The sequence below is a fragment of the Paraplanobispora siamensis genome (genome assembly GCF_016863175.1).
Classification (GTDB): Bacteria; Actinomycetota; Actinomycetes; order Streptosporangiales; family Streptosporangiaceae; genus Planobispora; species Planobispora siamensis.
The window spans coordinates 190,017-200,927 of sequence record NZ_BOOJ01000002.1; the positions used below are offsets into that span (position 1 = coordinate 190,017).

Annotated in this window: 11 protein-coding genes; 10 read left to right on the top strand and 1 reads right to left on the bottom strand. The window is 71.1% G+C overall.

What is annotated here, in order from left to right; all coding sequences use genetic code 11:
- Positions 1-28: 28 nt before the first annotated feature.
- From Psi01_RS01045 to Psi01_RS01065, 5 genes are read left to right on the top strand one after another with little or no spacing between them, the layout of a single operon-like run.
- Positions 29-1,567 carry an ABC transporter ATP-binding protein gene (locus Psi01_RS01045; protein ID WP_204061997.1) on the top strand — a complete coding sequence of 513 codons (1,539 nt, stop codon included), beginning with the start codon at positions 29-31 and terminating at the stop codon, positions 1,565-1,567.
- Between the two features lie 46 nt (positions 1,568-1,613).
- Entirely contained in the window at positions 1,614-2,765 is a 1,152-nt protein-coding gene (locus tag Psi01_RS01050) for an ABC transporter permease (protein ID WP_204061974.1), read from the top strand.
- Entirely contained in the window at positions 2,762-4,039 is a 1,278-nt protein-coding gene (locus Psi01_RS01055) for an ABC transporter permease (protein WP_204061975.1), read from the top strand. The genes Psi01_RS01050 and Psi01_RS01055 overlap by 4 nt, the downstream gene beginning before the upstream one ends.
- The gene (locus Psi01_RS01060; RefSeq protein WP_204061976.1) at positions 4,036-4,437 is read left to right on the top strand and encodes a cytidine deaminase; all 402 of its coding nucleotides are present in this window, start codon (positions 4,036-4,038) and stop codon (positions 4,435-4,437) included. The genes Psi01_RS01055 and Psi01_RS01060 overlap by 4 nt, the downstream gene beginning before the upstream one ends.
- Before the next feature lie 2 nt (positions 4,438-4,439).
- Complete coding sequence (locus Psi01_RS01065) at positions 4,440-5,717, top strand: thymidine phosphorylase (protein ID WP_204061977.1); 1,278 nt, start codon at positions 4,440-4,442, stop codon at positions 5,715-5,717.
- 81 nt (positions 5,718-5,798) lie between these two features.
- On the opposite strand, the gene Psi01_RS01070 is transcribed toward Psi01_RS01065, so the two are convergent.
- A complete protein-coding gene (locus Psi01_RS01070) occupies positions 5,799-6,236 on the bottom strand; it encodes a MarR family winged helix-turn-helix transcriptional regulator (protein WP_239126897.1) in 438 nt (145 codons plus the stop codon).
- An 87-nt stretch (positions 6,237-6,323) separates the two neighbouring features.
- Between Psi01_RS01070 and Psi01_RS01075 the strand changes: the two genes are divergently transcribed.
- The 5 genes from Psi01_RS01075 to Psi01_RS01095 all read left to right on the top strand — a co-directional run bounded on the left by Psi01_RS01075 (position 6,324) and on the right by Psi01_RS01095 (position 10,837).
- Positions 6,324-7,748, top strand: coding sequence for an MFS transporter (locus Psi01_RS01075; protein WP_239126899.1), 1,425 nt, complete (start codon positions 6,324-6,326; stop codon positions 7,746-7,748).
- A gap of 174 nt (positions 7,749-7,922) precedes the next feature.
- Positions 7,923-8,555 (top strand): AMIN-like domain-containing (lipo)protein, encoded by a 633-nt coding sequence (locus Psi01_RS01080; RefSeq protein WP_204061980.1) that lies wholly within the window; start codon positions 7,923-7,925, stop codon positions 8,553-8,555.
- Positions 8,556-8,588: 33 nt separating this feature from the next.
- A complete protein-coding gene (locus tag Psi01_RS01085; RefSeq protein ID WP_204061981.1) occupies positions 8,589-8,942 on the top strand; it encodes a cupin domain-containing protein in 354 nt (117 codons plus the stop codon).
- Positions 8,943-8,994: 52 nt separating this feature from the next.
- The gene (locus tag Psi01_RS01090; RefSeq protein ID WP_204061982.1) at positions 8,995-10,074 is read left to right on the top strand and encodes an adenosine deaminase; all 1,080 of its coding nucleotides are present in this window, start codon (positions 8,995-8,997) and stop codon (positions 10,072-10,074) included.
- Between the two features lie 25 nt (positions 10,075-10,099).
- Entirely contained in the window at positions 10,100-10,837 is a 738-nt protein-coding gene (locus Psi01_RS01095) for a PH domain-containing protein (protein WP_204061983.1), read from the top strand.
- Positions 10,838-10,911: the final 74 nt, after the last annotated feature.

Below are 10,911 nucleotides of genomic sequence, written 5' to 3' on the forward strand. Positions count from 1 at the left end.
ATCACGTTACGTAATCGTGGCCATCCGCATGGAGGAGGCCGTCATCAGCACCTCGACACCGGCCGTCGAGCTCGCGGGGATCACCAAGCGTTTCCCCGGCGTCGTGGCCAACCGCGACATCTCCCTGTCCGTACAGCAGGGGCACGTGCACGCCATCGTCGGCGAGAACGGCGCGGGCAAGTCCACCCTCATGAAGATCCTGTACGGCATGCAGCGTCCGGACGAGGGGGAGATCCGCGTCAACGGCTCGGCCGTGACCTTCCGCTCCCCCTCCGACGCCATCGCCGCCGGCATCGGCATGGTCCACCAGCACTTCATGCTGGCCGACAACCTGACCGTGCTGGAGAACGTCGTCCTGGGCAGCGAGCCGCGCAAGGGCGGCATCGCCCTCGACTTCGGCACCGCGCGCAGGAAGATCAAGCAGATCTCCGACACCTACGGCCTGGGCATCGACCCCGACGCCATGGTCGAGGATCTGGGCGTCGGCGCCCGGCAGCGGGTGGAGATCCTCAAGGTCCTCTACCGGGGCGCGCGCATCCTGATCCTCGACGAGCCGACCGCGGTCCTCGTGCCCCAGGAGGTCGACGAGCTCTTCGGCAACCTGCGCGAGCTGGTCCGCGAGGGGCTGACGATCATCTTCATCTCGCACAAGCTGGACGAGGTGCTCTCGGTCGCCGACGCCATCACCGTCATCCGCCGCGGCACCACGGTGGCCAGCGTGGACCCCAAGGGCGTCACCGCCCGCCAGCTCGCCGAGCTCATGGTCGGCAGCGAGCTGCCCAGCCCCGAGACGCGCGAGTCCACCGTCACCGACGTGGTGGCGCTCTCGGTGCGGAACCTCTCGGTGCACTCGCCGGACGAGCGCTGCATCGTGGACGGTGTCACCTTCGACATCCGCAAGGGCGAGGTGCTCGGCATCGCCGGCGTCGAGGGCAACGGCCAGGCCGAGCTGGTCGAGGCCATCATGGGCATGCGTCCCGCCGACGGGGAGATCCGGCTCGGCGAGCACGACATCTCCGCCTGGTCCACGCTGCGCCGCCGCGAGGCCGGCATCGGTTACATCCCCGAGGACCGGCACCGGCACGGCCTGCTGCTGGAGGCCCCGCTCTGGGAGAACCGCATCCTCGGCCACCAGACGCGCAAGCCCAACGTCAAGGGCCCCTGGATCGACCGCGCCGGAGCCCGCAGGGACACCCAGCGCATCGTCGAGGAGTACGACGTGCGCACTCCCGGCATCGACGTGGACGCCGCGGCCCTGTCCGGCGGAAACCAGCAGAAGCTGATCGTCGGCCGGGAGATGAGCGGAGACCCGGTCTTCCTCATCGCCTCGCACCCGACGCGCGGTGTGGACGTCGGCGCCCAGGCCGCGATCTGGGACCACCTGCGCGCCGCGCGGGCCGCGGGCCTGGCCGTCCTGCTGATCTCTGCCGACCTGGACGAGCTGATCGGTCTGTCGGACACGCTGAAGGTGATCCTGCGCGGGCGCATCGTCGCCGACGTGGATCCGCAGAACGTGACGCCCGAGCAGCTCGGCTCGGCCATGACGGGAGCCGGAGAAGCGGCATGACCATTCACGTAGTGCGCGCCGTACCCGGCGTGTCCGGAGGCATCGCATGAACGCCGCCGAGCCCGGCTTCGCCGACCGCCTGCTCGGGCGGGTACGGCTGAGCGGCCTGCTCTCGCTGGCCGCGCCGCTGCTGGCCATCGTCTTCGCCGGGGTGGTCACCTCGGTCGTCCTGCTGATCAGCGGCGACCCGCCGCTGGAGACGCTCGGGATCATGATCGACTACGGCACGCAGCCGCGGTCGATCGTGCTGACGCTGAACTCCGCGACGACGTTCTACCTGTCCGCGATCGCGGTGGCGATCGGGTTCCGGATGAACCTGTTCAACATCGGAGTCGACGGCCAGTACCGCCTGGCGGCGCTGATCGCCGCCGCGGTGGGCGGCGCGATCGCGCTGCCCGGCCCGCTGCACATCGCCATGATCATCCTGGTGGCCATGCTGGTCGGCGCCGGATGGGCCTCGATCGCCGCCCTGCTCAAGGTCAAGCGCGGGGTCAGCGAGGTCATCTCCACGATCATGCTGAACGCCATCGCCACCTCCCTCGGCGCCTGGCTGCTCAACAAGGAGCGCCTGGCCGTCGAGGTCGCGGGCAGCAACAACATCGGCACCAAGCCGATCGCCGAGTCCGGGCAGGTGCCCGGCATGGCGATCATCCCCGGGACCGAGGCCAAGGTCTTCGGCCTGCTCATCCTGGCGGTCGTCGTGGGCGTGGCCTATCACGTGCTGCTCAACCGGACCCGCTTCGGCTTCGACCTGCGCGCCACCGGCCGCTCGGAGACGGCCGCGGTCGCCAGCGGTGTGAACGTCAAGAAGATGGTCATCATCGCGATGCTGCTGTCCGGCGGGGCCGCGGGCCTGATCGGCATGCCGCAGCTGCTCGGGTCGTCCTACTCCTACAGCCTGGACTTCCCCACCGGCCTCGGCTTCACCGGCATCGCGATCGCGCTGCTGGGCCGCAACCACCCGGTCGGCATCGCGTTCGGCGCGCTGCTGTGGGCCTTCCTCGACACCTCGTCGAGCATCCTGCAGCTCCACGAGATCTCTCCGGAGATCGTCCTGATCATGCAGGGAACCATCGTGCTCTCGGTCATCATCGCCTACGAGCTGGTGCACCGTTACCAGATCACGGCCGAGCAGCGCAGGGTGAGCAAGGAACTGGCGGGCACGACCACCCCGCCGCGCGAAGGAGCGTCGGCATGAGCGCAAGCGGCCTGAAGACGGGTCAGGCTCCGGTGGAGCCGACCGCGACCGCCGGGAAGTTCAAGCTCACCTGGCGGCTCCTGCTGATCGGCGTGGCCGCCCTGGTCTTCCTGCTGGCGGTCACCCGCTCCGTCACCGACGCCGTCGACCTCACCTCGGCGGGCGCGATCAACGCGGCCGTCGCGCTGGCCGTGCCGATCGGCCTGGCCGGTCTGGGCGGTCTGTGGTCCGAGCGGGCCGGCGTGGTCAACATCGGCCTGGAAGGCATGATGATCCTGGGCACCTGGGCCGGGGCCTGGGGCGCGATCCAGTTCGACAACCCCTGGGCGGGCGTGCTCGCCGGGGCGGTCGGCGGCGCGGTCGGCGGCCTGCTGCACGCGGTGGCCACCGTGAGCTTCGGCGTCGACCACATCATCTCCGGTGTCGCGATCAACATCCTGGGCCTGGGCATCACCCAGTTCCTGTCCAAGGTGACCTTCGCCGACATGCCGGGCGGCGGGGACACCCAGTCGCCGCCGGTGCCCAAGCCCGGGGTCGTGAGCCTGCCGTGGGTCGGCGAGGCGCTGGCGGACCTGGAGGCCAGGCACTGGTTCCTGATCTCCGACCTGGCCGGCATCCTGCGGGGCCTGACCACCAACGTCTCGCTGTTCACCATCCTGGCGATCCTGCTGATCCCGCTGACGTTCTACGTGTTGTGGCGTACGGCGTTCGGCCTGCGGCTGCGCTCCTGCGGTGAGCGGCCGGTCGCGGCCGAGTCGCTCGGCGTCAACGTCTACACCTACAAGTACGTGGCGGTCGTCATCTCCGGCGCGCTCGCGGGCCTGGGCGGGGCGTTCCTGTCGCTGGTGGCCTCCAGCGCCTACCGCGAGGGCCAGACCGGCGGGCGCGGCTTCATCGGCCTCGCCGCCATGATCTTCGGTAACTGGCGGCCGGGCGGTCTGGCGGGCGGCGCGCTGCTGTTCGGCTACACCGACGCGCTCCAGCTGCGCCGGGGCGGCGAGTCCGTGCACGCGCTGCTGTTGCTCGTGGCGATCCTGCTCGCCGCGGTGGCGGTCCACCAGCTCGTCCGGCAGAACCGCAGCCGGGCCGCGGTGCTCACCGGCGTCTCGGCGCTCGCCGTGCTCGTCGCCTTCGCGCTGACCGACAGCATCCCGCCGCAGTTCACCTCCGTCACCCCGCACATCACCACGCTGCTGGTGCTGTCGCTGGCCGCCCAGCGCCTGCGAATGCCGGCAGCCGACGGCCTGCCGTACCGGAAGGGTCAGGCGAAATGACCGACACGATCGACTGGGCCGCGCTGCGGGCGGAGGCCGTACGGGCCATGGGCAACGCCTACGCGCCCTACTCCAAGTTCCCGGTGGGCGCCGCCGCGCTGGTGGACGACGGGCGCGTCGTGTCCGGGTGCAACGTGGAGAACGCCTCCTACGGCGTCGGCCTGTGCGCCGAGTGCGGGCTGGTCTCGGCGCTCCAGGCGAGCGGGGGCGGCCGGCTGGTCGCCTTCACCTGCGTGGACGGGCACGAGGAGCTGCTCATGCCGTGCGGGCGCTGCCGCCAGCTGCTGTTCGAGTTCGGCGGTAACACGCTGCTCGTGGAGACCGTGGACGGGCCGAAGCCGATGGCGGAGATCCTGCCGTACGCCTTCGGGCCCGACGACCTGAGCCGGGGGGCCTGATCATGGACGCCATCGACGTCATCGTCACCAAACGGGACGGCCGCGAGCTGTCGCGGGAGCAGATCGACTGGGTGATCGACGCCTACACCGGAGGTGTGGTCGCCGACGAACAGATGTCCTCGCTCGCGATGGCGATCCTGCTCAACGGCATGAACCGGCGGGAGATCGCCGAGTGGACCCAGGCCATGATCAGGTCGGGGGCCAGGATGGACTGGTCCGCGCTGCCTGGCCGTACCACCGACAAGCACTCCACCGGCGGCGTCGGCGACAAGATCACCCTGCCGCTGGCCCCGCTGGTGGCCGCGTGCGGCGGCTACGTGCCGCAGCTGTCGGGACGCGGCCTGGGCCACACCGGCGGCACGCTGGACAAGCTGGAGTCCATCCCCGGCTGGCGGGCCCTGCTGTCCAACGACGAGATGCTCGACGTGCTGAACAAGGCCGGGGCGGTCATCTGCGCGGCGGGTGACGGGCTCGCCCCGGCGGACAAGAAGCTCTACGCGCTGCGCGACGTGACCGGCACGGTCGAGTCGATCCCGCTGATCGCCTCCTCGATCATGTCCAAGAAGATCGCGGAGGGCACCGGCGCGCTGGTGCTGGACGTCAAGGTCGGCTCCGGCGCGTTCATGAAGACCGTCGAGCGGGCCCGCGAGCTGGCCACGACCATGGTCGAGCTGGGCACCGACGCCGGGGTGAACACCGTCGCCCTGCTCACCGCGATGGACCGGCCGCTGGGCCGCGCGGTGGGCAACGCGCTGGAGGTGACCGAGTCCGTCGAGGTGCTCGCCGGCGGCGGGCCCGAGGACGTGGTCGAGCTGACCGTGCGCCTGGCCCGCGAGATGCTCCAGGCCGCGGGCGTCTCCGGCAAGGACCCGGAGGAGGCGCTGAAGGACGGCTCGGCGATGGACGCCTGGCGCCGGATGATCACCGCCCAGGGCGGCGACCCGGACGCCCTGCTGCCCAAGGCCGCCGAGACCATGGAGATCACCGCGCCCTCGTCCGGCGTGCTGACCCGGCTCGACGCGTACGGCGTGGGCCTGGCCGCCTGGCGGCTCGGCGCGGGCCGGGAGCGCAAGGAGGACCCGGTGTCCTTCGGCGCCGGGATCATGCTCCACGCCAAGCCCGGCGACATGGTCCGGCAGGGCCAGCCGCTGATGACCCTGCACGCCGACGAGACCTCGCGCTTCGAGCGGGCGCTGGCCGCCCTGGAGGGGTCCTACACGATCGGCGAGTCCGGCGACCGGGACCTGCTCCCCCTGGTGATCGACCGCATCACCGCCTGATCGGCGTCTCCGCCTGACCCGCGTTCCCGGCTGCCCGCCGTACGGCGGGCAGCCGGGAACGCCCATATGCGGGGCGTGCGCTCAGGGGGCGTGGGCCGGTTCGGGGACGGGTGCGTCTTGGGGGACGCACGGCTTCGGGGGAGGGGCGCCGGGGGCGAAAGCCGAGGTGATGACGGCGCGGTGGGTGGGGAGGGCCTCCGCGTGGCGGTCGCGGCCTTCCCGGGTGATGAGCACGTAGATGCCCCGGCGGTCGACCTCGCACATCCCCCGCTGGACCAGGCCCGCCTTCTCCAGGCGGGCGATCAGCCGGGAGCACGCGCTCTGGCTCAGGTGGACGGCGTCGGCGATCTCCTGGACGCGGTACTTCTCCTGGCCGAGCTCGACCATGCGCTCCAGCACCTCGAACTCGCTCATGCCGATGCCGTGCCGGTCGGAGAGCGCCCGCTCCAGGGCGCAGGAGGTCGTGGCGTGCCTGGCCAGCACCTCACGCCACGCGCGGACGGCGGCATCCTCGCTCATGCGGCGGATCGTACCATGCGCGAACATTAAATGCACAGGAATTAAATTCTCTTGCATTAGATGCGTATGCATGTATTGTTGGGCCCCATGATCCCTTCCTCCCATGAAGGACGCTGGGACGCGCGCCTGTGGGCCGCCCTGGCGGTCCTGTGCACGGTCGTCTTCCTCGACGCCCTCGACGTCTCCATGGTCGGCGTCGCCCTCCCCTCCATCCAGGCGGACCTCGGGCTGTCCACCTCCGCCCTGCAGTGGGTGGTCAGCGGCTACGTGCTCGGATACGGCGGACTGCTCCTGCTCGGGGGCCGCACCGCCGACCTGCTCGGGCGGCGCAGGGTGTTCCTCGTCGCGCTGGCGGTCTTCGCCGTGGCCTCCCTCCTCGGAGGCATCGTGGACGACGGCGGCCTGCTGATCGCCGCCCGGTTCGTCAAGGGCATCAGCGCCGCCTTCACGGCCCCCGCCGCCCTGTCCATCATCACGACCACCTTCGCCGAGGGCCCGGCCCGCAATCGGGCTCTCAGCATCTTCACCGCCTCCGGCGCCAGCGGCTTCTCGCTCGGCCTGGTCATCTCGGGCCTGCTGACCAGCCTCAACTGGCGCTGGACGTTCCTCATGCCCGTCCCCGTCGCGATCATCGCCCTGGTCGCGGCGCTGAAGTTCCTGCCCAGGCACCGCGAGGAGCGGGCCGAGGGCGGTCACGACCTCATCGGCGCCGTGACCATCACCGCCTCGATGCTGCTGCTGGTCTTCACCGTGGTGGAGGCCCCCGAGGCCGGCTGGGGCTCGCTCCGCACCATCGGGTCGCTGCTCGGCGCCGCCGCCCTGCTGGCGGTGTTCGTGCTCACCGAGCTGAAGGTCAGGCACCCGCTGGTACGGCTGGGCATCCTGCGCTCCGGGCCGATCGTCCGGGCCAACCTCGGGCTGGTGATCCTGTTCGGCTCCTACGTCGGCTTCCAGTTCGTGGCGATGCAGTACTTCCAGAACTTCCTGCACTGGTCCGCCCTGGAGACCGCGCTGGCGTTCCTGCCCGCCGGCCTGCTGGTGGCCGTGACGTCCACCAAGATGGGGGACCTGGCCGACCGCTTCGGCACCGCCCGGCTGATCGTGATCGGTTCGGCGGCGCTGGCCGGGGGGTACGCGTTCTTCCTGCGCCTCGACGGCACCCCCAGCCTGGCCATGCTGATCATCCCCGGCATGATCCTGCTCGGCATCGCCTTCGCCCTGTCCTTCCCCTCGCTCAACATCCAGGCCACCAACGGCGTGGCCGACGACGAGCAGGGACTGGCCTCCGGCCTGCTCAACACCTCCGGCCAGGTCGGCGGCGCGGTCGTGCTGGCGGTGGTCACGGCGGTGCTGACCTCCAGCACGAGCGCCGACCCGCTGGACGGCTTCCACGCCGCGATCGCGGTCTCCGCGATCCTCGGCCTGGTCGGTCTCGGCATCGCCCTCACCGGCCTGCTGGGATCCCGTACGGCCGTGCGGGACGAGGAGGAGAAGGTCCTGGAGACCGTCTGAGGACCACGCTCCCCTTCCGGCGCCGGGGCCCGGAAGGGGGCTGATCCCGCCGCCGCGGAGGACCGGGCCTCCGCGGCGGCGTCTCCCATGCCGTCTCGATATCCACCCCGCGGACAGGAAGATGTGGCTGAACCGTTCATGGGTATGGCACGTCCTACCAGGCAGGAGGCCTACATGAACCGTTCCCGTGCCGCGCTCGCACTCGTCCCCCTCGTCCTGCTGCTGGCCGGTTGCGGCGGCGCGACGACCCGGGCCACCCCCGCGCCCGCCGCGCAGGAGACCACCGCCGAGATCACGGAGGCTCCGGAGCCCGCCTCGCCGGACTCCTCGTCGGGCTCCTCGCCGGATTCCTCGGTGGGGTCGGCCGATCTCAAGCCGCCGACCGGGACCCGGACGGTGGAGGTCAAGCGGAGCCTGGAGGAGCCGCCGATCGTCACCGGGGTGCGCTACGCCGAGCACCGGGGCTTCGACCGGGTGGTCGTCGACTACCGGGGCGCGCTACCGGGATACCGGGTCGAGTGGGTGCCCGAGCTCGTCCAGGACGGGTCGGGCGAGCCCTTCAAAGTCGAGGGCGGGGCCTACCTCCAGGTGACGATCATCCCGGCCAACGCCCACGACGAGGACGGCACGCCGACCTGGAAGGGCGGGCCGATCTTCAAGGCCTCGCTGGGCAACGTGAAGAACGTCGTCAGGACCGGCGACTTCGAGGCCGTGGTGGGCGTCGGCATCGTGCTGGAGCACCGGGCGGGGTTCCGCGTGAAGGAGTACCGCTCGCCGAACCGGCTGGTCATCGACGTGGCCCACTGAAGGGCCCGGCCGGGCCGGTGACAAAATGGTCTGATGGTACGGAAAATCGATAGCGCGACACGGATCCCCGTCCCGGGCGGCAAGATCATTGACGAGTACGTCGGCCGGGTCAACAGCGGCGACACCGCGATCTCGATCGCGCACATGACGGCCCCGGCCGGATGGGATGAGCCCGCCCAGGCGCCGGAGTTCGCCGAGTACACCCTGGTGCTCAAGGGTACGGTCATCGTCGAGCACGCCGAGGGCGTCACCGAGATCCACGCCGGTCAGGCGTTCGCGTGCGAGCCGGGGGAGAAGATCCGCTACAGCTGCGGTTCCGAGGGCGCGGAGTACGTCGCCGTCTGCCTGCCCGCCTTCTCTCCCGAGACGGCCCACCGCGACGAGTGACGCGGCGACTCACGTAAATCGCCGACGGGACCCCTGACAGTAGGATGACGAGATGAGCCAGCCACCCACCCTTGAGGAGATCCGCCGGGCCCCGAAGGTCCTGCTCCACGACCACCTCGACGGTGGTCTGCGGCCGGAGACCATCGTCGACCTGGCTCGCGAGACCGGCTACGACCGGTTGCCCACGACCGACCCGGACAACCTGCGGACCTGGTTCCAGGAGGCCTCCGACTCGGGTTCGCTGGAGCGTTACCTGGAGACCTTCGACCACACGGTCGGCGTCATGCAGACGCGCGAGTCGCTGGTCCGGGTCGCCGCCGAGTGCGCCGAGGACCTCGCGGACGACGGCGTGGTCTACGCGGAGGTGCGCTACGCGCCCGAGCAGCACACCTCCCGGGGGCTGAGCCTGGAGGAGGTCATCGAGGCCGTCCTGGAAGGGTTCAGGATCGGCTCCGAGGGCCGGGGCATCCGGGTGGGCACGCTGCTGACCGCGATGCGTCACCAGGCCAGGTCCATGGAGATCGCCGAGCTCGCGGTCCGCTACCGCGACGTCGGCGTGGCCGGGTTCGACATCGCCGGAGCCGAGGCGGGCTACCCGCCCACGCGCCACCTGGACGCGTTCGAATACCTGCAGCGGGAGAACGCCCACTTCACCATCCACGCCGGCGAGGCCTTCGGCCTGCCGTCCATCTGGCAGGCGATCCAGTGGTGCGGCGCCGACCGGCTGGGCCACGGCGTGCGGATCATCGACGACATCGCGGTGTCCGGCGACGGCGAGCCCAAGCTCGGCCGCCTGGCGGCCTACGTCCGCGACAAGCGCATCCCGCTGGAGATGTGCCCCACCTCGAACCTGCAGACGGGCGCCGCGTCCTCCATCGCCGAGCACCCGATCGGGCTGCTGCGGCGGCTGAACTTCCGGGTCACCGTCAACACCGACAACCGGCTGATGAGCGCGACGACCGTCTCGCAGGAGTTCGCCAAGCTGGTGGAGGCGTTCGGCTACGGCTGGGACGACATGCAGTGGTTCACCATCAACGCCATGAAGTCGGCCTTCCTGCCCTTCGACGACCGCCTGGCGCTCATCAACGGGGTCATCAAGCCCGGGTTCGCGCGGCTCAAATGGCAGGCGTGAACGGGCGTCCGGCGGGGCGGGGCCGATGAGACAGGTCTTCCGGTCCAAGCTCGCCCTGATCCTCGGCTGGGTGTGGATGGTCTTCGCCGCGCTCAACGCGGCCGACCTGATCATCCGCTACAGCGGGCCGTCCTCGCTGGTCGCGGCGGCGGTGCTGGGTGTGCTGACGGCGCTGGTCTACATCACCTGCCTGCGCCCGGCGGTCGTCCTGACCGAGGAGAGCCTGCAGGTCCGCAACCCGCTCAGGACCGTCTCCGTGCCCTGGGCGGGCGTGGAGGGCGTCACGGTCTCCCACGCGATCACGATCAACGCGGCGGGGCGGGTCATCCGCTGCTGGACGCCCCAGACCACGGCCAGGGAGCGGGCGGCGGCCACGCGGCGCGGGCAGTCCGCCCCGCAGCGCGGCGTCTTCGCGACCGAACCCGCCCTCACCAAGGGGGAGCAGGCCGCGGCCGAGGCACTGGCGGGCAAGACCCACGCCGACTGGGTGGCCCAGCAGATCAACGAGCGGGCCGAGGCCGCCCGCCGCTCCGCCGCCTCCCACCCCGGACCCGCGTCCCCGGCCGCATCGGGAACCCCCGCCGACCCCGGCGGAACGGGGTCCGGTCCGGCCGATCCGACGGCCGACTCCGGATCCGCCGGCTCGACGGCCTCTCCCGGACCCACTGGGGCCGGAGGGCTGCGCATCGGCTGGGCCCCGGACGCCCTGGCCGCCCTCGGGGCCGCCCTCGCCCTCGTCGTGGCCGCCGTCATCGTCTCCTGAGCCGTGTTCCCCGGCCCGGCTGCCGGAAGCAGTACGGCCCCGGCCTGCGGAGCCGCGTGTTCGACTCCGGGACC

Coding starts and splice junctions, on each gene's coding strand:
- Psi01_RS01050 (WP_204061974.1), top strand. CDS start 1,614: ATGAACGCCGCCGAGCCCGGCTTCGCCGACCGCCTGCTCGGGCGGGTA.
- Psi01_RS01085 (WP_204061981.1), top strand. CDS start 8,589: ATGGTACGGAAAATCGATAGCGCGACACGGATCCCCGTCCCGGGCGGC.
- Psi01_RS01075 (WP_239126899.1), top strand. CDS start 6,324: ATGATCCCTTCCTCCCATGAAGGACGCTGGGACGCGCGCCTGTGGGCC.
- Psi01_RS01090 (WP_204061982.1), top strand. CDS start 8,995: ATGAGCCAGCCACCCACCCTTGAGGAGATCCGCCGGGCCCCGAAGGTC.
- Psi01_RS01095 (WP_204061983.1), top strand. CDS start 10,100: ATGAGACAGGTCTTCCGGTCCAAGCTCGCCCTGATCCTCGGCTGGGTG.
- Psi01_RS01070 (WP_239126897.1), bottom strand. CDS start 6,236: ATGAGCGAGGATGCCGCCGTCCGCGCGTGGCGTGAGGTGCTGGCCAGG.
- Psi01_RS01055 (WP_204061975.1), top strand. CDS start 2,762: ATGAGCGCAAGCGGCCTGAAGACGGGTCAGGCTCCGGTGGAGCCGACC.
- Psi01_RS01065 (WP_204061977.1), top strand. CDS start 4,440: ATGGACGCCATCGACGTCATCGTCACCAAACGGGACGGCCGCGAGCTG.
- Psi01_RS01080 (WP_204061980.1), top strand. CDS start 7,923: ATGAACCGTTCCCGTGCCGCGCTCGCACTCGTCCCCCTCGTCCTGCTG.
- Psi01_RS01045 (WP_204061997.1), top strand. CDS start 29: ATGGAGGAGGCCGTCATCAGCACCTCGACACCGGCCGTCGAGCTCGCG.
- Psi01_RS01060 (WP_204061976.1), top strand. CDS start 4,036: ATGACCGACACGATCGACTGGGCCGCGCTGCGGGCGGAGGCCGTACGG.